Source organism: Pararhizobium sp. P1_E7 (assembly GCF_056405855.1).
Genome location: NZ_JBFUBH010000018.1, coordinates 24,184 through 50,257, shown reverse-complemented (window position 1 = coordinate 50,257; position 26,074 = coordinate 24,184). Strand labels below are relative to the sequence as shown.

Below are 26,074 nucleotides of genomic sequence, written 5' to 3'. Positions count from 1 at the left end.
CTATTCCTTGCGTTGTGACGCAATGGTGCATTGACCGGCGATTCGCGCAATACGCTCATCCGTCTTGACGTCGATTTTACCTTCATTCAGTGGTTCGAAGAGGTTTTCCTCCATCAGCTTGTCCAGGGTGCAGCCGCAGAAGGTGGTGCAGAGCGCTGCGGTTTCCTGCAGGCTGCAGGATGCCACGCAATTGTTTTGATAGGTTTCGACCGGGTCGGGTTTGGCCGCCGGGAAACCAAGCGAATAGGCATAGACCAGCGCAAACAACAGCGGCTGATGCACAAGGTAGATGATCAGGCTGTGACGGCCGGCGGCTGTCAGGATCGTTTTCCACCGCGCGCTGCCATCGGTGCGCAGTTTCTCGAGCCATCCGAAGCTGAGTCCAATGCGCGCGATGGCGATACCGGCAAGTACCGGCGCCAGCCAGGGAAGCAGCGGCACATAATCGTTCGAGCGCGGCAGGGTCTCCGACAGTCCGACCCACCAGAGAAACGGCGTATCGAAAATGGCCGAGCGCAGGTAAAACGGTGCCGCAAAGGCGGCGGCAGCCAGGAGAAGCGTCAGGACGGCGGGCAGGCGCAGGAAGACAAGGCCGATCAGGCTTGCAGCGGCGATCGAATGCAGGATGCCGAAAAAGATGAAACTGTCGGGAAAGGCAAACCAGGTGGCGATGGTGATGACGAGCGCCGCAGCCGCGATCTTGGCAAAGCGAATGGCGAAGGCCCGAGGCTTGAAGACTGGATAGTGGCCGAGCACCAGGCTGACGCCCGCCAGGAACAGGAAACTGCTGGCGATCATCCGCGCATAGAGCTTGAACGCCCCGGTCCCGACTGTGCCGGGGTCGAGATAGCCGAAATATTCAAGGTCCCAGGAAAAATGGTAGGTCGCCATGGCGATCAGGGCAAATCCGCGCAGCGCGTCGATCGCCCAGATGCGGCCGCGCCGTCCTGCGGCGACCGGTGGGGCCGTTCCGTTGCCGGTTTCGGTGACTGCGTCGGTAATGGACATGGTTCTATCGTTTCCAATGGCGGGATCATAGCGCGGCGAGCTTGCGTCAGGCGCAACGCGTCGCAAGGCTGTTGCCAAGATTTTCAGGGGTTCGTGTCGTCAAGAAGGGCTTCGCGCGCTTCCGAATAGAATTGCCGCCGGGTCAAAACGAAAATGACGAAGACCGTCAGTGCGATGAAGACATAGGGGCTGACGAACCAGCCGAGATACCCGATCGACAGGAAGACACTGCGCAGCCCGGCATTGAAATGCTTGGCCGCAAGAATGTTCATCTTGACGGCGCGCCCGGCGGCGCGTTCGGCCCCGGCGCGATCCTGCATCATGTCGGACATCATCGGAATGCCGCCGACGAGAATCGAACAATAGTTGAACAGCCGGTAGGACCAGGCAAATTTGAAAAAGGAATAGGCAAACAGGCAGGCAAGGCCGCCGACCTTCAGTTCGAAGGCCGTGCGCCCGCCATGAAAGACATAGGGCAGGTCACCCATGATTGCTTGGACCTGGTCGGTTGCGCCCAGAAGAGCAAAACAGCCGCCAAGCGCAAAGATCGTGGTTGAGGCAAAAAACGCGGTGCCGGCTTGCAGACCCGCAACGATCTGGGTGTCGATCATCTTCAGGTCGCGATTGAGCGAATTGAGGAGCCAGCGCCGCCGGTTCTCCATCATCAGCCGCGTCAGGCTGATGCGCTTGAGGTGCACCTTGCCGTCCGTGGCCCAGTTGTAGCTGGTCCACAGCAGCGCAAAGATCGCCAGTGCGATATAGTCGGTAAATGTCATGCCCCGTTTTTGGCATGGTTTGCCGAAATTGCAAGGCACCGTGAAACTTTACCCCACCCCTTGAAATCAGCGGCCGCGCATGGCGATTTAAAGGGCAGGAATCGTGCTAGAGCCACTGGGCCGTCAGCCCGTGTCGCTGGCACAGGAGTGGATGTCGGTTGATCGACTGATGGCGAGCGCAGTATGGCCTAGTTTCAATGCAATGATCGTGGCCCGGCAATCGTGTCCGGTCCTGCAGTCCCCGGGGCGGAGTTCGAATGTTTCTTTCGGTTTTTGATGTCTTCAAGATTGGTATCGGCCCATCCAGCTCGCACACGATGGGTCCGATGTCTGCCGCCAACCGCTTTCTCGACCTAATCCTGTCGAGCGACTGGCCGCGCCCGACCAATGCCACCGTCGCCTCGATCAAGTCCAGCCTGCATGGATCGCTGGCCTTTACCGGCATCGGCCATGGCACGGGCAGGGCGGTGATCCTCGGCTTGATGGGCGAGCGCCCCGACCGAATCGATCCCGATCGCATGGATCCGATTATCGAGGAAGTCGAGCGGACCGGCCGCATCACCCCTGCGGGCCATCCCTCCTATGAGTTCCAGCCGAAGACCGACCTGGTGTTCGACAAGAAGGTGCCGCTGCCCGGCCACGCCAATGGCATGTCCTTCTCCGCCTTCGACAAGGACGGAAGACTGCTGTTGAAGCGCGTCTACTATTCCATCGGCGGCGGCTTCGTTGTCACCGATACCGAACTCGAAGCCATGAAGGCGAGCAAGACCAAACCGGGCGGCGTCAAGGTTCCCTATCCTTTTTCGACGGCCAAGCAGATGCTCGAGATGGCGGAGCGCTCCGGCCTGTCGATCGCCCAGATGAAGCGGGCGAACGAGGAATGTTCGATGTCGCGGGAAGAGCTCGACGAGGGTCTCGACCGGATATGGGCGGCGATGAGGAGCTGTATCGATCGCGGCCTGACGGCATCCGGTATCCTGCCTGGCGGCCTGAAGGTTCGCCGCCGTGCCGGCATGATCCATGACAAGCTGCAGGACGAATGGCGCTCCAACAAGGTGAACCCCTTGCTCGCCAACGATTGGCTGAGCGTCTACGCCATGGCCGTCAACGAGGAGAATGCCGCCGGCGGCCGCGTCGTCACCTCGCCGACGAATGGTGCTGCAGGCGTCGTTCCGGCAACGATCCGCTACTACCTGCATTTTCATGACGATGCCGATCATCACGGCATCCGCGATTATCTTCTGACGGCTGCTGCGATCGGCGGCATCATCAAGTTCAATGCCTCGATCTCCGGCGCCGAAGTCGGCTGTCAGGGCGAGGTCGGCTCGGCCTCGGCAATGGCAGCGGCCGGACTTGCCGCTGTCATGGGCGGAACGCCGGAACAGATCGAGAATGCGGCTGAAATCGCGCTGGAGCACCATCTCGGCATGACCTGCGATCCGATCGCCGGCCTCGTCCAGGTGCCGTGCATCGAGCGCAATGCGCTGGGAGCAGTCAAGGCCGTCACCGCCGCCTCCCTGGCAATCAAGGGCGACGGCCAGCATTTCGTGCCGCTCGACGCCTGCATCGAGACGATGCGCCAGACCGGTGTCGACATGCACGACAAATACAAGGAAACCTCGACGGGCGGCCTTGCCGTCAACGTTGTCGAGTGCTGAGCAGTCTCGTGTTGTGGAGCGGTCAAGAACAGGCTTGACCGCGATGGGTGACTGGGTGTTCAACTCCGGCCATGGCGCTGCATCTCATCAAGCTCTGCGTTGGCGCAGAATCGATTGACGACCTTCGTGACTGGGTTTCGCGCAAGGCACTGACGGCTATTGCCGCCGGTCTCGAGCCGCATTCCTACCACACGACGCGCATGGTGCCGAAGCGTGTCGAGGAATTGCTGGACGGTGGATCGCTCTATTGGGTGATCAAGGGGCAGGTTCAGGCCCGCCAGCGGCTGACCGGCATCGAAACCTTCACCGACGCCGAGGGCATCGGCCGCTGCAATCTCATCCTCGGTCCGGAAGTCATCGAAACGGTCTATCAGCCGCGCCGCGCGTTTCAGGGCTGGCGCTATCTTCTGGACAACGAAGCGCCGCGCGATCTCTCGGCCCTTGGCGCCGGCACGGCGGAAATGCCGCTGGAACTGCGCCGCGAACTCGCCGAACTCGGCCTTCTTTAGGAATTGAGCATCCGAATGAAAAAAACCCGGCATTGCCGGGTTTTGATCGTTGTTCAATGATGGTTGCCGTTACCGGATCCGCAGCCTAATCGGATAGCGGCCGGACGGCGAGGTCACATGCACATGGATTTGTGCATCCGGCTGTGTCGAGCGCCATGCCCGCGCGCCATGCGTCAGAAGCAGCGTCACCAGATCCTTGGTCTTCGACCGGGGCCGGCTGCCGAGTTCGGCAATCCGCATGGCGGCTTCATGCAAAGGATGCAGGCCGGAACGCGGTGATTTCCGCTTCTTGTCCGGTGCGGGCGTCATGCCCGGACCATTCTCATTCATTCCCATAACTAACCTCGTTACGCAAAACCAAATCCGAGGAGGATCACCGGCAAACACAGGCCGCTGATCGAAACTTTTGATGTCCTACTGCAGGCTTGCCCAGCAGGCGAAGCCTTTGCGCTTCAGGGTCTTGCAGGCATTTACGGCCTTGTCCTGATTGGAGAAACCACCGAAGCGGGCCCGGTACAGATGACCGTCGCCGCTGGCGAAAGCCACCGTGAAGGGAGTTGCACCGCGCAGGGCCTTGCCGCCCTTGTCCTTGGCGTTTTCAAGCAATGTCATCGCCTGGTCCTTGTCCGGCGTTGCTCCGATCTGGATGACCCAACCGGCCGGTGCGTTGTCGGCGGTCTCAGCCGTTTCAGTTGCCGGCTTGGCAACGGAATTGGTGATCTGATTATCGACATCGGCGGCCGGGGCAGCCTTGGCAAGCCTTTGGCTCTGTGCTTCCAGCGAGTTCGGCATGACGTTCTTGTTCACGAGAGGATTGGTGCTGGCTTTGACCGGTTCGGCGTAGGCGACTTCGATACTCTGCGTGGTTTCGCCGCTGTAGCGGAAATCCGGAACCGGGCCGCTGTTCGGCAAGTTGAAGCTTCCACCRGTCGCGGCGACAGCTGTTTCCGCGGGAGCTGTTTCCGCCGGCTGGGCCTCAGCGCGCGCCTGCATGGTCGGGGCATCCGCGGTTTCGGCAACGAGATTGCCATCGCCACGGCGCGAAGCGGCCGGCATGTACTTGGCAACGAGCGCACGCATCTGCGCGTCGCGGGCTCCGCCGGACTTGCCGCCGAGGACAACGCCGACAATGCTGCGGCCGTCAGCCTGGGCCGATGTCACCAGGTTGAAGCCGGCAGCCCGGGTATAGCCGGTCTTGATGCCGTCCACGCCGCGGACATTGCCAAGCAACCGGTTGTGATTGCCGATCGTCTGCTTGCCGAAGCGGAAGCTGCGGGTGGAGAAATAGGAGTAATACTGCGGAAAATGCTGGCGCAGCGCCATGCCGAGCCGGGCCTGATCGCGTGCCGTTGTCATCTGCGCATCGTTCGGCAGGCCATTGGCGTTGCGATAGGTGGTGCGGGTCATGCCAAGCGCACGCGCCTTGTTGGTCATGATCCGGCCGAAGCGTTCTTCCGAGCCACCGAGCAACTCGCCAAGCGCCGTTGCAGCGTCATTGGCAGAGCGGGTGACCAGAGCAAGGATAGCCTGTTCGACGGTGATCGAATTGCCCGACCGCACGCCGAGTTTCGATGGCGGTTCGGCAGATGCATTCTTGGAAAACGGAACAGGTGTGTTCTTGCTGATCTTGCCTGATTCGAGCGCCTCGAAGGTCAGGTAAAGCGTCATCATCTTGGTCAGTGATGCCGGATAGCGCAGGCTGTCGGCGTCTTCGCTATAGAGCACCTTGCCGGTCTTGGCATCGACAACGATACCCGCATATTGCGCGGCGGAGGCGGCGGAGATTACCGTCAATGATGCGGCCAGTGATACCAGCAGAACCCGGCACGCCTTCTTGAAAAATAGCACAGGGGCGTATGGAGCGGAGCCGTTGACTATGGATTTGGACACTACACTACTCTTCATTCTATTTTCACAGATGTCGTCCGGGCGTGGCCTCCAGAAACGACTGTTCTCGAAACTCTATCGGGATAGCGTTACCAATCGGTTTATGATGAATGATTGGTTTCTATAATCCGTCGTGTTGTTTTGCATTTTCGTACAGGTCGTCTGCTCTCGCGTCACGGTCAGTGGCTCGCAGGTCAGAGCCTCGGAGAATCCAAGGGTACCAGTCTGTCGTTCAGGAAGGCCTCGACGGCGTTGTCGATGGCTTGCCATTGTGGCAGCAATTGGCTGGAAAAGCGGTAAAGCACAACAAGATCGCGGCCCGCATGAATATCGCGCTGGCAGTCGGCGCTAGTGGACGTAGCGGGCGTTGCAGGCATGATGCAACGCACGGCATAGGGTGTATTGCCGTCACGTTCGGCAGTGAAGAAAACTTCCTGTCCGTAGCCGGAATTTTCCTTCATCGTGTGACCTACCAATCCCGCCGGGGCGGGCAGGGGGGCGCCGGAAAAAAGGTGCTGGTAGATCGGCTCGATCCGTCCCGACATGTCGCGTGACATCGTGCTTTGGGAAATATCCAGGAAGATAAGTGATTCCGGATGATTGACGTCGTTGAAGCGCGCCCGTGTCTCGCCGGTGTATCCCTGCAGGCCTGGCCAGGTGAGGTAGAGATCGGCACGTTCGGCAACGCCGGTCATGCGTTGCTGCTCGAAGCGAATGACGTTCGATGGAAGCCGCAGATGGTCCTGTCCGATGATGATGTCGTTGATCTCGGTGCTGGTCGAGTGGCCGGCCAACGCCAGGTTTTCACCATACCGGCGGCCGGCAAGGCTGATCGTTGCTGTCAGCGCCGCAAAGCCGACGATAACTGCGGTCAGGGCGTATAGGAAACGCGGCGAAATCAGCGAAGCGTGTTCTTCATTTCCTGCAGCTGTGGACGTGGTTGTCATCGGCGGCGCGCTGCCTTGTTCTCGTTAACGGGCGGTATAGCTGCAGGCGCCTTCCGTCCCGAAATGAAACAACATGGGCGGCATGGAGCGTGCTGGGTAAAGGCGTGCTTGCAAGCTGCGTCAACATGGTTAATTTTTGGTAAATTCCGCCGCACCCTTCGGTCGCCTGCGAGCTGTGGCGGTGGCGCCTGTGCCACGCCGCGTCGCTATCCGGTGCGCTGCGGGGAGGTGGTGACCGAGGCAGGCTTTCCTGTTGCGCAAAAAAGAAAAAGACCGGTTCCGGGGACAGCGGAACCGGCCAGAAGAGCCTTGATCTGGGACGGGGATTGGGGACTGACCGAAGGCCTTTCATCCGCGGCCCAGGCATCTTGGGCCGGGCCGCGTATGTCTCGTATCTGCAAGTGTTATTGAGTGACGCTGCCGACAGCCACCGTGCGGCCATCCTGCAATTTTACCCAGCGGCCGGAATTCTGTTCCGACTGGCGCTTGAGGTAAGTGTATTCCGTATCCGACCACAGCAGCACCTTGTTGCGCATGTTGTCGAGGACGAAGTCGCCGCGATCCGTCCGCACGGTCAAGACTGCATGACCTTCGCCATTGGGCTGGAGGACGACGGTGATCAACAGGTCGGAAGGCGAAAAGCCGGCCTGCATCAGGCGCTTGCGCTTCAGGAGCACGTAGTCTTCGCAATCTCCCACCTTGTCGGGATAGGCCCAGTGTTCTTCGACGCCGTAGATTTCCATGTCGGTCAGCGGCGCGACCTTCTCGTTGACGTCGTAATTGACTTCCAGAATCGTCTTCCAGCCGTCGCGGGTCAGTTCGACCGGTGCGGTATCGCCTGGATTGGCGCGGCATTCCTGCGGCAGGCTCCGGCAGAATTCATAGTGCCCCACAGGCGGGTTGGTGGCGCCGCCGGTGATCATGTTGGCAGGCAGGGCAAAAGCCGACTGCGCCGCTGCGGCAGAAAGAAACGCGCCGATAAGGACGGCCTTCAGGAATGTTGTCGTTGTCATGCTTGTCTCCCCGTTCTGGAGTGACAATGACACCGAGTTTTTTATCGCGGGCGAAAATTGGAGGTAAAATAAAGTACAAAACCGAGTGAAATAAGTAGAAATCTCAAACTAAACTTGAATAGATATTGATGTTTATTTGATTCAAATGCGTTTAAAATTTGATGTATTCTCACATTGGCACATAAGGCATTAAGCTGTGCGAAACCATCTATCCCGCGGAAATTTTGGTATTTTTGAGTGCAGGGATAGTGCCTGCGCGCTGTCGTTGTGATCGCAAATTGGGATCACCGGGCGCGATGAAAAGAACAATGAATTGCCGATTTAGACTTTGTTCGCCAAGTCGAATGCCTCTCTATGCCGAGAGTGACTGAAAAACCGGCGGAAATTATTTTTTATTCTGGAACGAAAAATTGCGGCGGGGCTGTGTTTTCGTCAAACCTGTGCCGATCCGCGCCGAGATTTGTATCATATTGGGGCGCTTGAGGGCCGCACGGGTGCGGCTCCCCGATCGCAGGGCACGGCGGACGGAACCAGGCCGAATGCCGAGATGTTGCCGTGATCAAATCCGGCCTTGTCGCCATCGGTATAGAGTTGAGGTCGTTGCGATTACGCCGCGCGTCTAAAGAAACTCTCTCAGAGCCTCACGCGATTGAATTCCCAGGAATTCGATCGCCACGCCTTCCTGAAAATGACGCACGATGCGGCCTTTCATGCTGCCGAGCAGAACAGTGGTGCCGAGCGGCAGGCGGGTCTCCATATCGACGGCAGCGCCGGACAGGGAAAGGTCGATGATGCGGCAAACATATTTGCTGCCGTCTTCCAGCGTGATTTCCGTGCGGGTCTTGCGCGGTGCAAGACGATCGTGCCGCCGGTCTTCCGGCAGGCCGAGCTCGTGCTTGTTGGCAATCCAGGTCAGCTGGGCTGCGAGCTTTTCGCGCTTGCGGTCCGTGGCGTTGATCTGGATGACAAAGGCGTTTTCGGAAAGGCGCGAGACAGTGCCTTCCAGGCGACCGACATGATCGATATAGGCGATGATGCGTTCGCCCGTGCGTGGCCGTGCTTCGCAGGTGAACAAGACATCGCCCGGCGACATGTCGATCGCGGTGCATTCGAATTCGTCGTGATTGGCAAGCATCAGGCGTCCCGTCAGGTTCACCGAAACGCGCTGAAAAGCGCCTTCGTTGTGCTCCTTGGGGCCGGTAGTCTGCGCTTGTTGAAACGAATACATGACCACACTTGTGCGATGTCCATCCAGGACACAGCTTTAACCTGATCCGGTTAACAGAAGGTTCGTTATGGGCTTGGGCGCTGCTGGCTAGTCTTGCCGGCCGCCTTCAAACACCCGGAGATGAAGGACGCGGCGGATCGCTCCGGCTATTCCATGATCGGCGGGTGCGGATGCGGGCAGGGGCCTTTCCGGGCGGCTCTTTTCCGGCCAGCTCTGCAGAAACAGGTTGGTCTTTTCGATATCGAGCACGCGCAGACCGCCAAGATCGAGATAGTTGACGGGCGTGGCCTCCAGCCAAGGCGGCCTCGACAGCGGCGCCAACGCGCCGATGATCCGGTCCACACGGCCATCCGGCGACCGCAACGGCAGGAGGATGATTTCCGTTGGTACAGAATCGGCGCTGTTGGCAAGGGAGGATGCCGTGAGAACGACCGGCGCCTTCTGTGTCATTACGTCATCGGCAATGCCTGCAAGGCGGCCGGTTTGCTCGGCAAGCCAGAGTGCATCGAATGTCGAGCCACGCAGTTCGCGCGCAAACAGGGCACAGATGCGCGTACCTGCAAGCCGGAAGCGAATGTCGCCGCGCGGTGTCTTTTCCAGAATGAAGAGATCCGCCAGGATATTGCGAATATGGGCCGGTTCGATCTGGCTGCGGGCCGGCACCTCGCGATGCCCCCGCAACTCGTCCCAATAGGCGTAGATCTCTATAGCGGCCTTGCTGCGCATGCTCTCATTCCGTTCGAAACACATATGTGCCGCTTTGGCACAGGTGGCGGGAAATACGTTCCTGCAGAGATAACAGTGCGATTTCCGTGCCAGCCCGATATTAAGGTTAATGTTTGGTTTAGATTGAAAGCGCCCGGCTCCGATGGCATCAAAGGACATCACTTCACGAAGGGTTGCCTTCGGCACACAGACTTAAGGGCTCGGTCTTTTTTGGGCTCACCGGCCGTTCAGTTCTTGACTGGACGGCCTTTTTTCGCCGCCGGGATAGCGGCTGTCTTTGCAAATCCTTTTGATTTGATCTCCGACGGCAAGCCGTGCGAACAAGTGCCGCGTATCCCGCCGCTTTTGACGTGGCTGTGAATCGTATAGAGCGGGGCATGAGCGCCGTCAGTGGATGTACCGGCAGAAGGAATCGGAAATAGCATGACAGACCAAACTGACGGTGCGACGCCGCCGCAGGGCGCTGAGGCAGACAATGGTGCGCGGGTCAGCGAACCGGCGTTCAATCTGCCGTCGGGCCTTGTCGCGATGCTGGCGCTGCTGGTGGTCATCCATGCCGTGCGCACCTACCTCCTATCGCCGGCCATTGATAACGAGGTGATCGTGAATTTCGCGTTCTGGCCCGCCAGGTATGATCACCCGTTGGCGGATCAGAATCTGGCTTGGCTGTGGAGCCCGCTGACATATTCCTTGCTGCACGGTTCCTGGGAACACCTGATTTTCAACGGCTTCTGGATGGTGGCGTTCGGCGCCCCGGTTATCCGCCGGATCGGCTCGGCGCGTTTTCTGCTTTTCTGGTGCCTATCGGCCGTGGCTGCGGTCGCGTTACATGTGGCCTTCCATTGGGGTGAAACGATCTTTGTGGTTGGCGCCTCGGGCGTCGTCGCCGGCCTGATGGGGGCTGCCGCGCGGTTTGTCTTTTCTCCCAGCGGCCGCATCAGCCGGCAATTTGCCCATCTCAACCGCCGTCTGACGGTCGGCGAGGCGCTGTCGAACCGCTCGGTGGTCGTCTTTAGCGGCATCTGGTTCCTCACCAATTTCCTGATCGGCCTGGGCGTCTTTGCCTTTGGCGGGGCAGGCGGCATTGCCTGGGAAGCGCATATCGGCGGCTTCCTGTTCGGCTTCCTGCTGTTTGGCCTTTTCGATCCCCGTCACTGAGCCTTGAATGCCGGCTGAGCCTTGAAAGCCCGCATGGGCTTTGAAAGATTGCCGAGAACGCTTGATTTTCACAAGGCTGTAGCGCACCATTCTCCTCCGAAGGCAGTGAACCGTGAGGAGTCCGGTTTGCCGCTAATGGGCAGATAATGCGACAGGAATGATGTCTGTCTTGCGAATTGGCCCTAGCCGACGGTGCCTCGAGCGCCTTTTCGGTTCGCCAATATCCCGGTCAGATACACGTCGCTGAAACGGGAGGGTTTGAATGTCTGTTAGGGCAATACTCAATGAAAAAGGCCGTCAGGTTGTGACGGTCGATCCGCAGGCGAAGGTCCGGCAGGCGGCCGGCCTTCTGCACGAAAACCGCATCGGCGCCATTGTCATCGTCAAGCCGGGGGACAAGATCGCGGGGATATTGACGGAGCGCGACGTGGTGGCAGCAATGGCCAAGTTCGGCGCGGATTGCCTGGACAAGCCGGTTTCCGCGGTCATGTGGTCGAAGGTACATACCTGCAACGAGGACATGACCATCAACGACATCATGGAAATTATGAACAATATGCGCTCCCGTCATCTTCCGGTCGAAAAGAACGGGCGTCTGGTCGGGATCGTCTCGATCGGCGATGCGGTGCGCCACCATATCCGGGCGATCGAACACGAGGCCGAGCAGATCAAGGCCTATATCGCCGGCTAAAATCACCCATCTGTCATGAAAACGCCGCGCTGCCTTGAGGGCCGCGCGGCGTGAACGCTTGCATCATCCATCGGTTGTCAGCGCACCATGACATCCTGAAGCCGCTGCAATTCGCTGAGCTTCGACTTGGTTTCGTAGTAACCGCGGTCGATCGCCTCACCGGCGCGATGAAATTCCGACAGGCCGATATCGTTGAGCTTGGGATGCAGCGCCAGATCCGGCGGGTCGCCAGCAAGCCGCGCGCGAGAAATGCGGTCCTGGATGATGTTGAAAGCCTGGACCATCACGCTGGTCATGCCCAGCCGTCCGGCCTGACTTTCGGGTTGCTTCAGCATCTGCGGCGGGTCGGCGGTATGGCTTCCCGCATTGTGCTTGATGACGGCGGACCGGCCATAAAGGTCGTAGTTCAGATTGACCGCGACGACCAGCTGCTGCTCGTGGGCGCGGCAGACCGATACCGGAACCGGATTGACCAGCGCGCCGTCCATCAAGGTACGATTGTTGCATTTGACCGGTTCGAAAATGCCCGGCAACGCATAGGAGGCGCGGATTGCGGTAATCAGCGATCCCTCGCCGATCCAGACTTCGTGGCCCGAATTGACCTCTGTCGCGACGGCGACGAACGGCCGGTCGAGTTTTTCGATCGCCATATCCTGCAGGTGTTCCTGCATGCGCTTGGTCAGGCGCAGGCCGCCGAACAGGCCGCCGCCGCCGATAGCAAAATCGAGCAGACCGGCGATCCGCCGCATGGTCAGCGAGCGGGCAAAAACCTCCAGCTCATCGAGTTTTCCGGCAAGGTAGCAACCGCCGACCAGTGCTCCGATCGAGGTTCCGGCGATCATCCCGACCTCTATGCCTTCCTCGTCCAGCGCCTTGAGCACGCCGATATGGGCCCAACCGCGTGCGGCGCCGCCGCCAAGGGCAAGGGCGATCTTCGATTTCTGTGGCTTGATCTCGAGGGGAGGAGGAACGCTGAGTGCGTGGGAAGGGCCGCCGGGGGCCGATGCATCTGCGGTGATGCCGCTGCGATTGAATGTCCAGTTCAACATCCGGCACCTCCATGCCGCAGAACACGCTGTTACAGGCCGTCACGTCTTACATTACTGCGTTGCAAGCGCATGCCGTAATAACTCAGTCTACATCAGGTCCGTTCCGCGCAGGTGTTCCCGGCGGAACGCATCCTTGTTGTTGAGATTACGCTCCCAGTCTGGTTGCGAAATCGTGAATCCACGAAAGAACTGAGCCAAAAAGCGTCAGATGATTAATTTTTGCCGTAGACCTCGTCCGGATGGAAATGAATTTCGGTATCAATGATGTTAAGTGACGTGACGCCATCCTTTATGCCGACGACACGATAAAAGCATGAGCGCCGACCTGTGTGGCAGGTTGCATCATGGCCGGCGACACGAACTTTCAGCCATAGTGCGTCCTGATCGCAGTCGGTGCGTATTTCTTGAACACTCTGCAGGTTACCGGAGGTCTCGCCCTTTTTCCAGAGGCTCTTGCGCGAACGGCTGTAATAGTGAGCGATGCCGGTCTCTATCGTCAAGGCAAGCGCCTCGGCGTTCATATGCGCGACCATCAAAAGAACACCGTCATTCGCGTCGGTGACGACGGCGGTGATCAGTCCGTTGCTGTCGAAACAGGGCGTGAAGGCGGAACCGGATTCCAGTTCCGTCTTGTCACTGGACGGGCGGTCAAATTCAATTGTCATCGGAAAGCTCCGGTTGACGGAGCTTACTTGAAGCCCCGCAGCATGGTCATGAACCGGGCCTGTTCGGCGGGTTCGGTCTTGAATGCACCGGTAAAGGTGGTGGTCAATGTCGTCGAGCCCTGCTTCTGGACACCACGCATCGCCATGCACATATGTTCGGCTTCGATCATCACGGCGACGCCACGCGGCTGCAACGTGTCATCGATCGCCCTGGCGATCTGCGCCGTCATGGTTTCCTGCGTCTGCAGGCGGCGGCCGTAGATATCGACGACGCGGGCGATCTTCGACAGGCCGAGCACCTTGCCATCCGGCAGATAGGCGATATGCGCCTTGCCGATGATCGGAACCATGTGATGTTCGCAATGCGAGAAGAACGGGATATCCTTGACGAGAACGATGTCGTCGTAGCCGCCGACCTCTTCAAAGGTGCGGCCAAGCACGTCCTCGGCAGCAAGGTCGTAGCCGGAAAACAGTTCCTTGTAGGACTTGGCGACCCGCGCCGGCGTATCGAGAAGCCCCTCACGCGCCGGATCGTCTCCAGCCCAACGCAAGAGAACGCGCACGGCATCCTCGGCTTCCTTCTGGCTCGGCCGGCCGTCAGTGGCGGGCAGGGCAGGAAAATTCTTGACTATGGCGTCCATAATGGCCCCTTGGCGTAACACAAGTTACTTGACGTTTATCTTTTCGGACAACTCGCCACTGGCCATTGACCTGACGCTTTCAGGCCTGGTTTCCGTCGGCGGGCTCCGGGGCTTTCAGATTTGCAGAGGTTAAGGGCTCTGGATCATCCGGCACGGTTTCCCAAACAACAGGCGACTGTTCGCTCTTGCGAACCTGTCGCCCCCACACGACATAGCATATAATATGCCGGGATGCATGTGAAAGGGGCGCAGATGGAGACACTGTGTTTTTTTCTCAGATACGATAGAAAATCATGCGCCGTTTGTCTGGAAACGCGCAAAAACAAGCGGATCGCGCCGAATGATGGACGAAATCTATAACAGCAGGATTCTTGAGTTTGCCGGTAATATCCCGAAAAGCGGCACGCTTGCCGATCCCGACGCGGAGGCCAGCGCCCATTCCAAGCTGTGTGGTTCGAAGGTCCGGATCGGTCTGAAGATGGACGGCGATACCGTCACCGACTTCGCCCATGAAGTGAAAGCCTGCGCTCTGGGGCAGGCCTCGTCCTCGATCATGGCCCGCCATGTCGTCGGTGCCACATCGGCCGAAATCCGTCAGGCGCGTGAGGATATGCTGGAAATGCTGAAGGCGGACGGCGAGGGGCCGGTCGGCCGCTTCGAGGATATGCGCTTCCTGAAACCGGTCAGGGATTACAAGGCCCGCCACGCCTCGACCATGCTGACTTTCGATGCCGTGGTCGATGCGATCGGCCAGATCGAGGCTTCGCGCCTGGTCAAGGTTGCCGGCTGAGATGTGCGGCGAACCGGGATGTCAGGGCCATGAGGCCAACAGCGCAAGACGGCCCTATTCAGGCCGGAACTATGCGGGCCCGTTTCGCAAGACACCGGGGCGGCTTTTCGGCATGGCGTTTATCCGGTTGTATCAATTAACCCTCTCCGGCTTCATCGGCAATTCCTGCCGGCACATCCCCACCTGTTCGGAATACGGCTACGAGGCTATCGCCCGCCACGGCTTCTGGCCGGGCGGATGGATGGTGCTGTTCCGCTTCATGCGCTGCGGCCCCGGCGGCACGAGCGGGCTCGATCCGGTGCCGGAAAAACTTTCGGCCTCGAAGCACTGGTATACGCCGTGGCGCTACTGGCGGCCCGGCAATGTGCAGATATGACAACCTATATCGCTCTTCTCCACAGCATCATTCTCGGCGCTGGGCGCCGTGTGGTGATGTCGGACTTGCGGGCGACGGCGGCACGGATCGGATTTCGATCGCCTCGGACATTGGTCGCGACAGGAAATCTGGTCTTTGAGGCTGACCATGACACGGTTTTTGAGGTAGAAAAGGCGCTTGAACAGGCCTTTGCCGCCGATTTCGGCAAGCATGTCGATATCATCGCGCGAACGGCGAAGGACTGGCTTGCCCTTGCGGACGGAAATCCGTTCTGTGCCGCAAGCAACGCTGAGGCGCAAAATATCGTTGTCCGGGTGATGCGGGGGCCGCTCTCCGCCGAAGTTCCCGCCACGCTCCAGCGCGGTTGTCACGGCGGCGAACAGATACGGCTCGTCAACGGCGATCTCTGGATCCATTTTCCGGGCAGGCCGAGCGAATCCAAGCTGCTCTCGGCATTGACCACCAAACGCCTTGGCCCGGGCACCTTGCGCAACTGGAACACGGTGCGCGGCCTTGCGGATATGATCCAAGCCTGATCAAGCCCGTTCTTTACTCCGTCACAAAAACGCTCTATCACCCGCGCGTCAATTTGCCGGCTGCGCCGGTCATCAACACCACCCGCATTCGTTGGCGGGACTGGACAAGGAAGAAAACATGTCTGACGCTGTTTCCCTTACATTTCCCGATGGTTCCGTCCGCGGCTACGCCGCTGGCACGACGGGCCGCGACGTTGCCGAATCGATTTCCAAATCGCTTGCAAAGAAGGCCATCGCGATCGCGCTGGATGGCGAGCTGCGCGACCTGTCCGATCCGGTCGTTACCGGCAAGCTCGAAATCGTCACCCGCGAAGACGCCCGCGCATTGGAACTGATCCGCCACGACACGGCCCATGTGATGGCTGAAGCCGTGCAGGAATTGTGGCCGGGGACGCAGGTCACCATCGGCCCGGTCATTGAAAACGGCTTCTACTACGACTTTGCCAAGAACGAGCCCTTCACCCCCGACGATCTGCCGAAGATCGAAAAGCGGATGAAGGAGATCATCCAGCGCAACAAGCCCTTTACCAAGGAAGTCTGGCCGCGCGACAAGGCGCGTCAGGTGTTTGCCGACAAGGGCGAGGCCTACAAGGTCGAGCTGGTCGATGCGATTGCCGCCGATCAGGACCTGAAGATCTATTACCAGGGCGACTGGTTTGACCTCTGCCGCGGGCCGCACATGGCCTCCACCGGCCAGATCGGCAATGCCTTCAAGCTGATGCGGGTGGCCGGTGCCTATTGGCGCGGCGATTCAAACAATCCGATGCTGACCCGCATCTACGGTACGGCCTGGCGCACGCAGGAAGAACTCGACCAGTATCTGCATATTCTCGCCGAAGCCGAAAAGCGCGACCATCGCCGCCTTGGCCGCGAGATGGACCTGTTCCATTTCCAGGAAGAAGGCCCAGGCGTTGTGTTCTGGCACGGCAAGGGCTGGCGGATCTTCCAGACGCTGGTCGCCTATATGCGCCGCCGTCTGGCCGGCACCTATCAGGAAGTCAACGCGCCGCAGGTGCTCGACAAGTCGCTGTGGGAAACGTCCGGCCACTGGGGCTGGTACCGCGACAACATGTTCAAGGTGACGGTCGCCGGCGACGAAACCGACGACGAGCGCGTCTTTGCGTTGAAGCCGATGAACTGCCCGGGCCATATCCAGATTTTCAAGCACGGCCTGAAATCCTATCGCGAACTGCCGATCCGGCTTGCCGAGTTCGGCAACGTTCACCGCTACGAGCCGTCCGGCGCGCTTCACGGGCTGATGCGCGTGCGGGGCTTCACGCAGGACGACGCGCATGTGTTCTGTACCGACGAGCAGATGGCCGCCGAGTGCCTGCGCATCAACGACCTGATCCTGTCGGTTTATCAGGATTTCGGCTTCAAGGAAGTCGTCGTCAAGCTCTCGACCCGTCCGGAAAAGCGCGTCGGCGACGATGCGCTCTGGGATCGCGCCGAAAGCGTCATGATGGACGTGCTGAAGACGATCGAGGCGCAGTCGGAAGGCCGCATCAAGACCGGGATCCTGCCGGGCGAGGGCGCTTTCTACGGTCCGAAGTTCGAATATACGCTGAAGGATGCCATCGGCCGTGAATGGCAGTGTGGTACGACGCAGGTCGACTTCAACCTGCCGGAACGCTTCGGTGCCTTCTACATCGACAGCAATTCGGAAAAGACCCAGCCGGTGATGATCCACCGCGCCATCTGCGGCTCGATGGAACGTTTCCTCGGCATCCTGATCGAAAACTTCGCCGGCCATATGCCGCTGTGGATTTCGCCGCTGCAGGTCGTCGTCGCCACCATTACCTCGGAGGCTGACGACTACGGCCGCGAAGTCGCCGAACTGCTGCGCGATGCCGGGCTTGAGGTCGAGACCGACTTCCGCAACGAGAAGATCAACTACAAGGTCCGTGAGCATTCGGTGACCAAGGTGCCGGTGATCATCGTCTGCGGCATGCGCGAAGCCGAAGAGCGGACCGTCAATATCCGCAGGCTTGGCTCGCAGGCCCAGACGCCGATGACGCTCGACGAGGCAATTGCCTCGCTCGTGTCTGAAGCAACGCCGCCGGATGTGAAGCGCAAGGCCGAGCGGCGTAACAACGCGACCGCCTGATTTGTCCGTCAGGTCTGCATGGCTGCGTAAGTTTGTATGAAGCGATAGGAAGGTGTGGCCGGGCCACACCTTCAGTTTGCTGTCAGAAATCTGTAACATTGGCAGACTATCCGGTTCATGCGTGATCGGCAGGAATGAATGACTGCCGCTGCAGCGCAAATCCGATAAAGAGCCTGTGCTGCGTCCCTTCGGGCGCACCTTTTGTGGAACGGGGATCACCGTGCAGTTCAAAGAGCTGTCTTACGCCAACGAAAACGATCGACGGCTGAAACGCTGGTTCATTCGCTCCATGGAAGGGCTTGCCGGGCGCAACCGCTATGCCAGGCTCTATAACAAGTGGCGCCACGAAATCGTCGGCAAGAGCGATCGCATTTTCGGTGAAATGCTCGAATTGATCAACGTGCGCGTCCGTGTTCAAGGCGAATGGCCGCCGCGTCATCTCCCGGATACGCCCGTCGTCATCGTCGCAAACCATCCGTTCGGCATCGGCGACGGCATTGCCGTCCTGTCGCTGGCCGAACAGCTCGGCCGCCCGTTCCGCGTGCTGATCAACAACGAGCTTCTGAAGGTGCCGGAAATGGCGCCCTATTCATTGCCGATCTCGTTTGAGGAAACCAAAGAGGCGCTGGCGATCAATATGCAGACGCGCCATGAGGCGGTGCGCCTGCTGAAGGAGGGCGTGACGCTGATCGTTTTCCCGGCCGGTGGTGTCGCGACGGCGAAGAAAGGGTTTGGCAGAGCCGAAGATCTTCCGTGGAAGATGTTTCCGGCAAAACTCATCCAGGCCGCCAAGGCAAGTGTCATTCCGATCTATTTCGAAGGCCAGAACGGCAGGTTGTTTCACCTGGCGAGCAAGGTGTCGATGACATTGCGCATCTCGCTGTTGATCCGCGAGTTCCGTAAGCTTTCCGGCACAACGATCTCGTCGCGCATCGGTCAGCTGATTGCATGGGAAGAGTTGAGCGCGATTGCGGACCGTAAGGATATCCTGACGCGAATCTATGATGGCGTATTCTGCATGGCGCCGCCGCGCCGCCGGTTCCTCAAAAGGGCCGCATCTTGATCGATCGTCAGTCCTGTGCGTCAGATGCGCCGGATGCGGGCTGCGCGCCCTTGTCGTTAAGCAGGACCTCGACATCGGTATTGACACCGGCCTTGACGGTGAAATCGCGCTGGAAAATTTTCTCGTTGTTGCGGGCGATGGCCGTATAGTCGCCTTCGGCAAGAACCAGCGTCGGGAAGGCGCCAACACTTTCGCTGACGACGTCGCCGGAGGAGGTGAGGATCGACCAGGCCGTATCGGCAATTGCTTCGCCGCCGGGCTCGGAAACGAGCTTCAGCGTCAGTTTGGCGGCGCGGTGCTGGATCGTCGCTTCTGTCAGCTTGCCGGCTTCCACCTGGATATCGGCACGAATCACGGCGTTGACCGAACCGTAGTTGGAAACGACATGATAGGTGCCGGTGTTCAACCGGATCACCGTGCTGGGCTTGACGTCGGCGACCACGAGTGCGCGTTCGCCGTCTTCTTTGGTATCGGCCGAAAAAATCGAGAAGCTGAGTTCTGCGGGCGGAATGCGCACATCGCTGCCGGATACGGCGTTCAACATGACGCCGCCGGCATCGAGCACGAGCACTTGCTTTTCAACGATCCCGGCTTCCGCCACCCGGATCTTGCGCGTCGCTGCGGCGCGGCCGAAGGCGACATTGACGAAATATTCGCCGGGGATGAGCTGGAAAGCCGCCGATCCGCCTTCCGACGTCGCCAATAGAGGCAGCTTACCGTCGGATCCGGGTATAGGGCTGAAGACGCGCCAGGTGAGGCCCTGTTCGACAGGGTTTCCCTTTTCAGTCAGATGCGCTTCCAACTGGATATCTTTTGCTGTCGGGCCGTTCGTGGTTGCATCCGGGGTTACCGGATTGAAGCTGTTGAGCTTCGGCATTTTCTTGGATGGAGCAGATATCGCCGGGAAGCTCTTGAAGGGGTCGGCAACCTCCTGCGCCTGCAGGCCCGAACCGCCCGCAAGGATGACAACAAGCGCTGTAACAACGGCGCGAACATGACCGGTTTTGATGCGCATGAGGTGGTTGACATCCTGTGTGTGTGCCTCCACTTGAAGCGCCGGTATGGCGATTTCGTGGCTGCCTGTATTGGCGACGACGCGCTGCTGCACAATTCCTTGGATCGGTTCCGATCTAAGGAAAAATTATGCAGCAGATTTAAAGTGCTACAGCGACCTTTGCGCGTCGTGAATGACGCGCGGCGCTGTAGGCGAACTGCGGTGGCAAACTAGTGGAAATGGACGGCGATGAAAACTGAAATTAGCCTGCGTGATTATCTGGCGACCCGCCGCTCTATTCCGGCCTTCCAGATGGGCGGACCGGGGCCGGACACGGCTGAAATCGAAGAGATGCTGAAGCTTGCCTCGCGCGTGCCTGATCACGGCAAGCTCGCCCCGTGGCGCTTCATCGTTTATCGCGGCGAGGAGCGGGTGCGCTTGAGCACCGAACTGGCGAAGATGGCGCTCATGGCCAAGCCAGACCTTTCCGAAGAAATGATCAAAGTGGAAAATACCCGTCTGACCCGTGCGCCGGTCGTCGTTGCGGTCGTCAGCAAGGCGGCGCCGCATTTCAAGGTGCCGGAGTGGGAGCAGGTGATGTCGGCCGGTGCCGTCTGCCTCAATCTGCTGATGGCTGCCAACGCCCTTGGTTTCTGCTCGAACTGGCTGACCGAATGGTATGCCTTCGACGAAAAGGCCTATCCGCTGCTCGGCGTTCAGCCCGGCGAGAAGATCGCCGGCTTCATTCATATCGGCACGCCGCAGGTTCCGCCGACGGAACGGCCGCGGCCGGAGCTTGCCGATATCGTCACCTGGGTCGGCGAGGACGCCTGATGTTTTATGCCACGGCAGAAAACGTGCATGGCCTTGCCCATGATCCGTTCAAGGCCATCGTTTCGCCGCGGCCGATCGGCTGGATCGGCTCAAGGTCTTTGGGCGGCAGCCTTAATCTGGCGCCCTATTCCTTCTTCAATGCCATCAGCGACACGCCGAAGCTGGTGATGTTCTCCTCGTCCGGGCGCAAGGATTCGGTTCGCAACATCGAGGAAACCCGTGAGTTCACCGCCAATTTCGTCAGCTTCGATATCCGCGAGGCGATGAACATCACCTCGGCTCCCGTGCCATACGGCGAGAATGAGTTTGCGCTTGCCGGATTGACGGCCATCGAGGGGCAGTTCGTACAGGCGCCCTTCGTTGCCGAAGCTTACGCGGCCCTCGAGTGCAAGGTGACGGAAATATTCCAGCCCAAGGCGCTCGACGGAACGCTCGCGGAAAACTACGTGGTCATCGGCCAGGTTGTCGGTATTCACATTCGCGACGAGGCGATCCGTGACGGACGTTTCGACATGGCCAAGGTTCGGCCGGTCGGCCGCATGGGATACATGGATTATTGCGACTCTGGCGACGTTTTCGAGATGTTCCGGCCGAAACGCTGATGCCCGCGCCTCACGGCACTTGCAGCGCCGCCAGCTGTGCCGTGTTGCGCGCGATCACGCCGGAGAAGCCATCGGCAATGGCGATATTGCGCATGGCCGTCACGTCATCACTGTTGTCCTGCAGCAGTTCGTAGCAGGCGATGCCTGCCTGCCTTGCCGCGAGGACTGCTGATGCGCGCGCAAGGAGAGACGGCGCGCCAGCCCTTGACGCAGCCGTATTGACGGCTTCGCTTGCGGTCGCTTCCATGAAGCTCTGGCAATCGAAAATAATGGCTTTCAGCCGCCGCGAAATGTCCCGCAGGGACGCCAGCGGGACAAAAAAAGCCAAATGCTCGCCGACCTCGGCGAAAACGGCGATCGATCCGTGTTCGATCCCGTATTCGGCTTCAGCGACCCGCAACATGACGTCGAAATGCTGGATATCGGCGGCGCCGCAGCAGCCGGAAAGCACAAACCCGGCGGGGCGCAGCGCGATCAGCCGCGTGATCGCGTCCTGTCCCGTATCATCGTCGGGCATGCCGACCCGGAAAAATGTGGCGCCGGTGGCTGCGCTGCGATGATCAATGACCGCCTGCGCGTCTTCAAACGCTGTCTGCGTTGCCCAATCCTCACGGATGTCGACGATGACGGTGGCGCCATCGAGTGCTGCTAGGTCCGGCATCAGCCCGTCCGGCGGCGTGCAGAGCATCACCGGCGTTATTTCGAAGCGGTTAACGGACATGGTGAACCAATCTTAAACCTTTAATCGCTAACTTACGAAGCACCATGATGTGGCTGGTTGGTGTGTAGTGAGGCGTCGGTGATCATTCAAGCATTTCTTCGTTGGGTCGAAACCGCAAAAACAGGCGATCGGGTTCGGGCAGCGAGCGCATTGGGCCGTGCCTATGTCGCCGCGGAAATGAGTACGCTCGACGCGCATGCTGCCGAAATGGCGATGACCTTTCTTCTCGACGATCCTTCACCAAAAGTCCGGTTGGCGCTCGCCGAAGCCGTCGCCGATTGCGCCCGCATTCCCCGGTCGATCATCCTGTCGCTTGCCGAGGATCAGCCCGAAACCGCCTATGCCGTCATTTCGCGTTCTTCCGTGCTCAACGATATGGACCTTGTCGATCTCGCTGCCAAGGGTACGCCGGAGACCCGTGCGGTCATCGCCGCGCGCCAGGCGATGTCCCGGCCGGTTGCTGCGGCCATCGCCGAAATCGGCGGCGAGGAAGAAGTCCTGATCCTGCTTGAAAATAAGCAGGCGCGGTTTTCCTGCCGGACGTTGAAGCGCCTGAGCGACCGGCTCGGCCATCTCTGGTCGGTCCGCAACACGCTGCTCGACCGTGACGATCTACCGGCCGACGCCCGCCATGCGCTGGTCGAGAAGGTTGGAGCAGCCCTTTCCGGCTTTGGCCTCGTGCAGGCGGCAATCGGCGAGCGCCGCGTCGAGCGGATCACCCGCGAAGCCTGCGACAGGGCCGCCGTCGGCATGGCCGGAGCAGTCCAGGCCGATCAGATTCCTGATCTCGTGGAGCATCTTCGGGTGACGGGACGCCTGACGCCGGCCTTCCTTCTGCATGCATTGTGCTCCGGCAAGATCGATTTTTTCGCCGCCGCAATGGTCAACCTGTCGGCGGTAGCCGACAAGCGGGTGCGCTCGATCCTCTCCGACGGCCGCATCCATGCCATCCGGGCTCTGTTCGAAAATGCGGGTCTAGGCCGCGACGTCAGCGCGCTATTTGCCGACGCAGTGCTGATCTGGCGCAGGGAAAACCGGATTGGTTCACCGGCTGTGACAGCCACGATTTCCGCCGCTTTGTTGTCGAAACTGCGCGGCAGAAGCCGGGCCTTGGAGGTATCAGGCAGCCTTGCCGATATCATCGAGAAGCTGACCATTGCCGAGCAGCGCCAGACCGCCCGCGACTATGCGCTGCTTGCGTCGAGGGAAGCCGCCTGATTTTTTCAGGAGGGCCGCGTTGAAGTGTCGAGCAGGCGCATCAGGGCGGCCAACCGTTGGTCCAGCTTCTCAAGTCCGTTTGGCGCCTTCTTGATTCCATCCAGACAGACATACAGCAGATCGGCTAGCGTTTCTGCCGAAAGGCCGGTTGCGGAGAGCGAAATCTCGTCGTGAGAGATCGCGATCTTCACTGCGCTTTCGATCAGTGCGCGCAGGCGAAGCGAGGTTGCCACATTGATGTCGCCGGCCAGCATCATGTTCGCCTCGAACAGTTCCAGCCCATGCGTGCTTGCCTTAACGGGCGCCATGATCGTCATGGTGAAATCCGTTAGCGCATTTTCCATCCGCTGGACAAAGGGGCGAGCGGACGAAAAAGCGGCCTCTGCCGCCTTCAACGCTTCGCCATGATGCCATCCCATCAACGACCGGAACAGATCGTCCTTGTTTCTGAAATGCAGGTAAAGTGCTGCGCGCGACATCATTGCGGCATCGGCGATGTCCTGCATCGACGCCTTCTTGAAGCCGTAGCGGGTAAAAACCTCCGCGGCTGCCGTCATGATATGCTGCTTCTTTTCGCCCATTCTGTTGAATTGACACTTTGGACTAAAAATGTCAAACTGACAAAATAGACCAAAAATGTCAGAATGACAGAGCAGAGGTATAATGAACAAGGATGCAGACAGGCTGATCGCCGTCACCGGAATAGGCGGCTTTCTCGGCCGCCATATCGCCGCACAATTGCTGCGGGCCGGATATGAGGTTCGCGGAACCTTGCGGTCGCTGAAAAAGGCAAAGTCCATCGAGGCGGCGATACGGTCCGCGGAAGGCGTCAGTGGTGGAAAACTTTCCTTCGTTGTCGCGGACCTTCTGTCGGACGAGGGGTGGGATGCGGCATTTTCCGGCGTGACAGATGTGATCCATGCGGCCTCACCTTTTCCCTCAAGCGTTCCTAAAGATGAAAATGACCTCATTCTGCCGGCGCGCGAGGGTACGCTGCGGGTGCTGCGGGCTGCGAAAGACGCTGGCGTTCGCCGCGTGGTTTTGACATCCTCCATCGCTGCTATCAGCTATGGGCAGGGCAAGGCGCCCTTTTCCGAGATGGATTGGACCGATGTCGATGGGCCGTTTGCCACGCCCTACTACAAATCGAAAACGCTCGCCGAGCGTGCCGCCTGGGCCTTTGCGCGCGAAAACGGCCTTGAACTCTGTGTCATCAATCCCGGAATGATCCTTGGACCTATCCTCGGGACGGAAACCGGCACGTCGGTCGGCCTGGTGCAAAGCCTGATGAAGGGCCGTTATCCGGCCATGCCGGATTTCAGCGTACCGGTCGTCGATGTGCGCGACGCGGCTGAGGCGCATGTTCTCGCCCTGATGATCCCGCAGGCGGCCGGCGAACGCTTCATCATCGCCGGCGAGGCGCTGTCGATCAAGGATATCGCCAAGGTCCTGAGGCGCGATTTCCCGGCCTATGGCAGAAAGCTGCCGAAATTCGTTCTGCCCAATTGGCTGGCGGGAATTGCCTCGCGCTTCGACCCCGGCCTGAAGCTGATTATCCGCGAACTGGGCCGCGATGCGCGCATTTCGAACGAAAAGGCACGGCGTATGCTGGGGTGGAAGTCTCGCTCAGGGGATGACGCAATCCGGGCCAGCGCCGAAAGCCTGATCGCTGCCGGATTGGTGTAGCGGCTACTTGGTAAATTTGCGCGCCACCCAGGAATAGCCGTCTTCAATGTAGTGAACGGGTTTGGTCACGGCGGTGCGCAGCGCCGATGCGTCGGGCAGGACGCCGGTCACCATCGCCAGCGTCCGGCGCGGCAGGCCAGGCTTTTCCTGTTCGGTGACGGGCGGCGCCGGCACGGGATCGGGCGTAACCGCATGTGCCTGATCGAGCGCCGGTTGGCTTTCCGGCAGGGGCGCCGGATCCGTGGCATCGGCGAGCTTGTCGCCTGCTGTCTCGCAGACAGCGACGATCACCGGGTAGTTGGCGTTGGAGAATTTCGGCAATTGCTTCTGCGATTCCGCATCGCATACGGCAATCGTTTGCCAGGTGCCGCTCACCGTCGAGACGTAGTGGCATTGGCTAACGCTGTCGTCGCAGCCGAGAATTGTCATGACGATCAGGGCAGGAACCATTGCGGATGTTTCTCCAATTGGATGAAGATATCGCTCCGGAGGGAACGACAGTGAGTTCGCCGAACTAAGTGGCTGTTTGCTCCGGAAATAAGGCGAGGCCGCAAAGAGTTCGAAACAAATTGTTTCTGCACGCTTCTCAGCGTTACCGCGATCCTGTGGCCTGCAAGATTTGTGGTCTGTCGTTTCAGGAAAACTGCTTCTAGTGTCGGATGCGAACAGCATGAATCGATCTGTGAAGGACTATCGTCAAGTGTCAGTCACCATTGAAAAAGAATCGCCGCGCCAGCCGGATGTCCTGCGTCTGCTGGAGCAATCCGACGCCTACGCGCAGTCGCTCTATCCAGCCGAAAGCAATCACCTTGTCGATGTCTCGACACTGGAAAAACCGTCCGTTTCCTTCTTTGTCGCCCGCCATGAAGGAAAGATCGCCGGCTGCTGCGCCTTGGTGGACGCAGGCGACGGCAGCGCCGAGATCAAGCGTATGTTCGTCGATCCGCAGGCGCGCGGCCTGAAGATCGGCCGGAAATTGCTGGAACGTCTTGAGGGGCACGGCCGTGATGCCGGCTTGTCGGCGATCCGGCTTGAGACCGGCATCTATCAGCCGGAAGCCATCAGCCTCTATAAGACCGCTGGCTATGTGGAGATCGGGCCGTTCGGTTCCTACCAGCCGGACCCGTACAGTCTTTTCATGGAAAAGGTGTTTGGCTGACGAAGAGTCAGCTTACGCTAGGGAAAACCGTT

The 26,074-nt window shown here is 59.6% G+C and carries 29 protein-coding genes; 14 read left to right on the top strand and 15 right to left on the bottom strand.

From position 1 onward, the window contains the following. The gene (locus AC1D17_RS17350; protein WP_477566611.1) at window positions 1–1,008 is read right to left on the bottom strand and encodes a heparan-alpha-glucosaminide N-acetyltransferase; all 1,008 of its coding nucleotides are present in this window, start codon (window positions 1,006–1,008) and stop codon (window positions 1–3) included. 83 nt (window positions 1,009–1,091) lie between these two features. Then, window positions 1,092–1,784: a DUF599 domain-containing protein gene (locus AC1D17_RS17345; protein WP_477566610.1), complete on the bottom strand. Its 693-nt coding sequence runs from the start codon at window positions 1,782–1,784 to the stop codon at window positions 1,092–1,094. Window positions 1,785–2,041: 257 nt separating this feature from the next. Here AC1D17_RS17345 and AC1D17_RS17340 point away from each other — a divergent pair, with 257 nt between their 5' ends. Next, a complete protein-coding gene (locus tag AC1D17_RS17340) occupies window positions 2,042–3,442 on the top strand; it encodes an L-serine ammonia-lyase (protein WP_477566609.1) in 1,401 nt (466 codons plus the stop codon). A 71-nt stretch (window positions 3,443–3,513) separates the two neighbouring features. Further along, entirely contained in the window at window positions 3,514–3,951 is a 438-nt protein-coding gene (locus AC1D17_RS17335; protein WP_477566608.1) for a DUF1489 family protein, read from the top strand. Window positions 3,952–4,020: 69 nt separating this feature from the next. On the opposite strand, the gene AC1D17_RS17330 is transcribed toward AC1D17_RS17335, so the two are convergent. The 6 genes from AC1D17_RS17330 to AC1D17_RS17305 form a co-directional block, all read right to left on the bottom strand. Continuing rightward, on the bottom strand, window positions 4,021–4,287 hold the full coding sequence (locus AC1D17_RS17330) for a hypothetical protein (RefSeq protein WP_209846037.1): 267 nt from the start codon (window positions 4,285–4,287) through the stop codon (window positions 4,021–4,023). Window positions 4,288–4,365: 78 nt separating this feature from the next. Next, window positions 4,366–5,856, bottom strand: coding sequence for an SPOR domain-containing protein (locus AC1D17_RS17325; RefSeq protein WP_477566607.1), 1,491 nt, complete (start codon window positions 5,854–5,856; stop codon window positions 4,366–4,368). Between the two features lie 176 nt (window positions 5,857–6,032). After that, window positions 6,033–6,785 carry a hypothetical protein gene (locus tag AC1D17_RS17320; protein ID WP_477566606.1) on the bottom strand — a complete coding sequence of 251 codons (753 nt, stop codon included), beginning with the start codon at window positions 6,783–6,785 and terminating at the stop codon, window positions 6,033–6,035. Between the two features lie 404 nt (window positions 6,786–7,189). Continuing rightward, a complete protein-coding gene (locus AC1D17_RS17315; RefSeq protein ID WP_477566605.1) occupies window positions 7,190–7,798 on the bottom strand; it encodes a transglutaminase-like cysteine peptidase in 609 nt (202 codons plus the stop codon). A 619-nt stretch (window positions 7,799–8,417) separates the two neighbouring features. Next, on the bottom strand, window positions 8,418–9,026 hold the full coding sequence (locus tag AC1D17_RS17310) for a PilZ domain-containing protein (protein ID WP_477566604.1): 609 nt from the start codon (window positions 9,024–9,026) through the stop codon (window positions 8,418–8,420). 87 nt (window positions 9,027–9,113) lie between these two features. Continuing rightward, window positions 9,114–9,752, bottom strand: a complete 639-nt coding sequence (locus tag AC1D17_RS17305) for a PAS domain-containing protein (protein WP_477566603.1) — start codon at window positions 9,750–9,752, stop codon at window positions 9,114–9,116. 423 nt (window positions 9,753–10,175) lie between these two features. Between AC1D17_RS17305 and AC1D17_RS17300 the strand changes: the two genes are divergently transcribed. Both AC1D17_RS17300 and AC1D17_RS17295 read left to right on the top strand, forming a co-directional pair. Next, window positions 10,176–10,910 carry a rhomboid family intramembrane serine protease gene (locus AC1D17_RS17300; RefSeq protein ID WP_477566602.1) on the top strand — a complete coding sequence of 245 codons (735 nt, stop codon included), beginning with the start codon at window positions 10,176–10,178 and terminating at the stop codon, window positions 10,908–10,910. A 262-nt stretch (window positions 10,911–11,172) separates the two neighbouring features. Next, window positions 11,173–11,601 carry a CBS domain-containing protein gene (locus AC1D17_RS17295; RefSeq protein WP_477566601.1) on the top strand — a complete coding sequence of 143 codons (429 nt, stop codon included), beginning with the start codon at window positions 11,173–11,175 and terminating at the stop codon, window positions 11,599–11,601. A gap of 77 nt (window positions 11,602–11,678) precedes the next feature. Here the strand turns inward: AC1D17_RS17295 and AC1D17_RS17290 are convergent, their stop codons facing one another. The 3 genes from AC1D17_RS17290 to folE form a co-directional block, all read right to left on the bottom strand. Then, window positions 11,679–12,650: a patatin-like phospholipase family protein gene (locus AC1D17_RS17290; protein ID WP_477566600.1), complete on the bottom strand. Its 972-nt coding sequence runs from the start codon at window positions 12,648–12,650 to the stop codon at window positions 11,679–11,681. A gap of 212 nt (window positions 12,651–12,862) precedes the next feature. Beyond that, entirely contained in the window at window positions 12,863–13,315 is a 453-nt protein-coding gene (hisI, locus tag AC1D17_RS17285) for a phosphoribosyl-AMP cyclohydrolase (RefSeq protein ID WP_477566599.1), read from the bottom strand. Window positions 13,316–13,338: 23 nt separating this feature from the next. Continuing rightward, complete coding sequence (gene folE / locus AC1D17_RS17280) at window positions 13,339–13,956, bottom strand: GTP cyclohydrolase I FolE (protein ID WP_264219005.1); 618 nt, start codon at window positions 13,954–13,956, stop codon at window positions 13,339–13,341. 340 nt (window positions 13,957–14,296) lie between these two features. On the opposite strand from folE, the gene AC1D17_RS17275 reads away from it, so the two are divergent. The 5 genes from AC1D17_RS17275 to AC1D17_RS17255 all read left to right on the top strand — a co-directional run bounded on the left by AC1D17_RS17275 (window position 14,297) and on the right by AC1D17_RS17255 (window position 18,828). Then, window positions 14,297–14,746, top strand: a complete 450-nt coding sequence (locus tag AC1D17_RS17275; protein WP_477566598.1) for an iron-sulfur cluster assembly scaffold protein — start codon at window positions 14,297–14,299, stop codon at window positions 14,744–14,746. A gap of 1 nt (window position 14,747) precedes the next feature. Next, on the top strand, window positions 14,748–15,122 hold the full coding sequence (gene yidD, locus AC1D17_RS17270; RefSeq protein WP_477566597.1) for a membrane protein insertion efficiency factor YidD: 375 nt from the start codon (window positions 14,748–14,750) through the stop codon (window positions 15,120–15,122). After that, window positions 15,119–15,658, top strand: coding sequence for a DUF1697 domain-containing protein (locus AC1D17_RS17265; RefSeq protein ID WP_477566596.1), 540 nt, complete (start codon window positions 15,119–15,121; stop codon window positions 15,656–15,658). The genes yidD and AC1D17_RS17265 overlap by 4 nt, the downstream gene beginning before the upstream one ends. Window positions 15,659–15,776: 118 nt before the next feature. Beyond that, window positions 15,777–17,765, top strand: coding sequence for a threonine--tRNA ligase (gene thrS / locus AC1D17_RS17260; protein WP_477566595.1), 1,989 nt, complete (start codon window positions 15,777–15,779; stop codon window positions 17,763–17,765). Between the two features lie 220 nt (window positions 17,766–17,985). Continuing rightward, entirely contained in the window at window positions 17,986–18,828 is an 843-nt protein-coding gene (locus tag AC1D17_RS17255) for a lysophospholipid acyltransferase family protein (protein WP_477566594.1), read from the top strand. Between the two features lie 7 nt (window positions 18,829–18,835). Here AC1D17_RS17255 and AC1D17_RS17250 read toward each other — a convergent pair whose 3' ends face one another. Further along, a complete protein-coding gene (locus AC1D17_RS17250) occupies window positions 18,836–19,843 on the bottom strand; it encodes a hypothetical protein (RefSeq protein WP_477566593.1) in 1,008 nt (335 codons plus the stop codon). Window positions 19,844–20,071: 228 nt separating this feature from the next. Here AC1D17_RS17250 and AC1D17_RS17245 point away from each other — a divergent pair, with 228 nt between their 5' ends. Both AC1D17_RS17245 and AC1D17_RS17240 read left to right on the top strand, forming a co-directional pair. Then, window positions 20,072–20,656 (top strand): nitroreductase family protein, encoded by a 585-nt coding sequence (locus AC1D17_RS17245; protein WP_477566592.1) that lies wholly within the window; start codon window positions 20,072–20,074, stop codon window positions 20,654–20,656. Beyond that, window positions 20,656–21,258 (top strand): flavin reductase family protein, encoded by a 603-nt coding sequence (locus AC1D17_RS17240; protein ID WP_477566591.1) that lies wholly within the window; start codon window positions 20,656–20,658, stop codon window positions 21,256–21,258. The genes AC1D17_RS17245 and AC1D17_RS17240 overlap by 1 nt, the downstream gene beginning before the upstream one ends. A 10-nt stretch (window positions 21,259–21,268) precedes the next feature. Here AC1D17_RS17240 and AC1D17_RS17235 read toward each other — a convergent pair whose 3' ends face one another. Continuing rightward, entirely contained in the window at window positions 21,269–21,979 is a 711-nt protein-coding gene (locus tag AC1D17_RS17235) for a hypothetical protein (protein ID WP_477566590.1), read from the bottom strand. Window positions 21,980–22,057: 78 nt separating this feature from the next. Here AC1D17_RS17235 and AC1D17_RS17230 point away from each other — a divergent pair, with 78 nt between their 5' ends. Next, window positions 22,058–23,197 (top strand): DUF2336 domain-containing protein, encoded by a 1,140-nt coding sequence (locus tag AC1D17_RS17230; RefSeq protein ID WP_477566589.1) that lies wholly within the window; start codon window positions 22,058–22,060, stop codon window positions 23,195–23,197. 5 nt (window positions 23,198–23,202) lie between these two features. On the opposite strand, the gene AC1D17_RS17225 is transcribed toward AC1D17_RS17230, so the two are convergent. Then, a complete protein-coding gene (locus tag AC1D17_RS17225; RefSeq protein ID WP_477566588.1) occupies window positions 23,203–23,895 on the bottom strand; it encodes a TetR/AcrR family transcriptional regulator in 693 nt (230 codons plus the stop codon). On the opposite strand from AC1D17_RS17225, the gene AC1D17_RS17220 reads away from it, so the two are divergent. Next, window positions 23,861–24,883 (top strand): SDR family oxidoreductase, encoded by a 1,023-nt coding sequence (locus AC1D17_RS17220; RefSeq protein ID WP_477566587.1) that lies wholly within the window; start codon window positions 23,861–23,863, stop codon window positions 24,881–24,883. The genes AC1D17_RS17225 and AC1D17_RS17220 overlap by 35 nt on opposite strands. A gap of 3 nt (window positions 24,884–24,886) precedes the next feature. Here AC1D17_RS17220 and AC1D17_RS17215 read toward each other — a convergent pair whose 3' ends face one another. After that, window positions 24,887–25,333 (bottom strand): hypothetical protein, encoded by a 447-nt coding sequence (locus AC1D17_RS17215; RefSeq protein ID WP_477566586.1) that lies wholly within the window; start codon window positions 25,331–25,333, stop codon window positions 24,887–24,889. A 220-nt stretch (window positions 25,334–25,553) separates the two neighbouring features. Between AC1D17_RS17215 and AC1D17_RS17210 the strand changes: the two genes are divergently transcribed. Continuing rightward, window positions 25,554–26,042 carry a GNAT family N-acetyltransferase gene (locus tag AC1D17_RS17210; RefSeq protein ID WP_477566585.1) on the top strand — a complete coding sequence of 163 codons (489 nt, stop codon included), beginning with the start codon at window positions 25,554–25,556 and terminating at the stop codon, window positions 26,040–26,042. Window positions 26,043–26,074: the final 32 nt, after the last annotated feature.

What these genes read in the sequence shown, in the direction of transcription:
- AC1D17_RS17305 (WP_477566603.1), bottom strand. Translation starts at nt 9,752, where the DNA reads ATGCGCAGCAAGGCCGCTATAGAGATCTACGCCTATTGGGACGAGTTG.
- AC1D17_RS17295 (WP_477566601.1), top strand. Translation starts at nt 11,173, where the DNA reads ATGTCTGTTAGGGCAATACTCAATGAAAAAGGCCGTCAGGTTGTGACG.
- AC1D17_RS17215 (WP_477566586.1), bottom strand. Translation starts at nt 25,333, where the DNA reads ATGGTTCCTGCCCTGATCGTCATGACAATTCTCGGCTGCGACGACAGC.
- AC1D17_RS17275 (WP_477566598.1), top strand. Translation starts at nt 14,297, where the DNA reads ATGATGGACGAAATCTATAACAGCAGGATTCTTGAGTTTGCCGGTAAT.
- AC1D17_RS17290 (WP_477566600.1), bottom strand. Translation starts at nt 12,650, where the DNA reads ATGTTGAACTGGACATTCAATCGCAGCGGCATCACCGCAGATGCATCG.
- AC1D17_RS17320 (WP_477566606.1), bottom strand. Translation starts at nt 6,785, where the DNA reads ATGACAACCACGTCCACAGCTGCAGGAAATGAAGAACACGCTTCGCTG.
- AC1D17_RS17310 (WP_477566604.1), bottom strand. Translation starts at nt 9,026, where the DNA reads ATGTATTCGTTTCAACAAGCGCAGACTACCGGCCCCAAGGAGCACAAC.
- thrS (WP_477566595.1), top strand. Translation starts at nt 15,777, where the DNA reads ATGTCTGACGCTGTTTCCCTTACATTTCCCGATGGTTCCGTCCGCGGC.
- AC1D17_RS17340 (WP_477566609.1), top strand. Translation starts at nt 2,042, where the DNA reads ATGTTTCTTTCGGTTTTTGATGTCTTCAAGATTGGTATCGGCCCATCC.
- hisI (WP_477566599.1), bottom strand. Translation starts at nt 13,315, where the DNA reads ATGACAATTGAATTTGACCGCCCGTCCAGTGACAAGACGGAACTGGAA.
- AC1D17_RS17245 (WP_477566592.1), top strand. Translation starts at nt 20,072, where the DNA reads ATGAAAACTGAAATTAGCCTGCGTGATTATCTGGCGACCCGCCGCTCT.
- AC1D17_RS17330 (WP_209846037.1), bottom strand. Translation starts at nt 4,287, where the DNA reads ATGGGAATGAATGAGAATGGTCCGGGCATGACGCCCGCACCGGACAAG.
- AC1D17_RS17345 (WP_477566610.1), bottom strand. Translation starts at nt 1,784, where the DNA reads ATGACATTTACCGACTATATCGCACTGGCGATCTTTGCGCTGCTGTGG.
- AC1D17_RS17315 (WP_477566605.1), bottom strand. Translation starts at nt 7,798, where the DNA reads ATGACAACGACAACATTCCTGAAGGCCGTCCTTATCGGCGCGTTTCTT.
- yidD (WP_477566597.1), top strand. Translation starts at nt 14,748, where the DNA reads ATGTGCGGCGAACCGGGATGTCAGGGCCATGAGGCCAACAGCGCAAGA.
- AC1D17_RS17210 (WP_477566585.1), top strand. Translation starts at nt 25,554, where the DNA reads ATGAATCGATCTGTGAAGGACTATCGTCAAGTGTCAGTCACCATTGAA.
- AC1D17_RS17235 (WP_477566590.1), bottom strand. Translation starts at nt 21,979, where the DNA reads ATGTCCGTTAACCGCTTCGAAATAACGCCGGTGATGCTCTGCACGCCG.
- folE (WP_264219005.1), bottom strand. Translation starts at nt 13,956, where the DNA reads ATGGACGCCATAGTCAAGAATTTTCCTGCCCTGCCCGCCACTGACGGC.
- AC1D17_RS17240 (WP_477566591.1), top strand. Translation starts at nt 20,656, where the DNA reads ATGTTTTATGCCACGGCAGAAAACGTGCATGGCCTTGCCCATGATCCG.
- AC1D17_RS17300 (WP_477566602.1), top strand. Translation starts at nt 10,176, where the DNA reads ATGACAGACCAAACTGACGGTGCGACGCCGCCGCAGGGCGCTGAGGCA.
- AC1D17_RS17350 (WP_477566611.1), bottom strand. Translation starts at nt 1,008, where the DNA reads ATGTCCATTACCGACGCAGTCACCGAAACCGGCAACGGAACGGCCCCA.
- AC1D17_RS17250 (WP_477566593.1), bottom strand. Translation starts at nt 19,843, where the DNA reads ATGCGCATCAAAACCGGTCATGTTCGCGCCGTTGTTACAGCGCTTGTT.
- AC1D17_RS17265 (WP_477566596.1), top strand. Translation starts at nt 15,119, where the DNA reads ATGACAACCTATATCGCTCTTCTCCACAGCATCATTCTCGGCGCTGGG.
- AC1D17_RS17335 (WP_477566608.1), top strand. Translation starts at nt 3,514, where the DNA reads ATGGCGCTGCATCTCATCAAGCTCTGCGTTGGCGCAGAATCGATTGAC.
- AC1D17_RS17220 (WP_477566587.1), top strand. Translation starts at nt 23,861, where the DNA reads ATGAACAAGGATGCAGACAGGCTGATCGCCGTCACCGGAATAGGCGGC.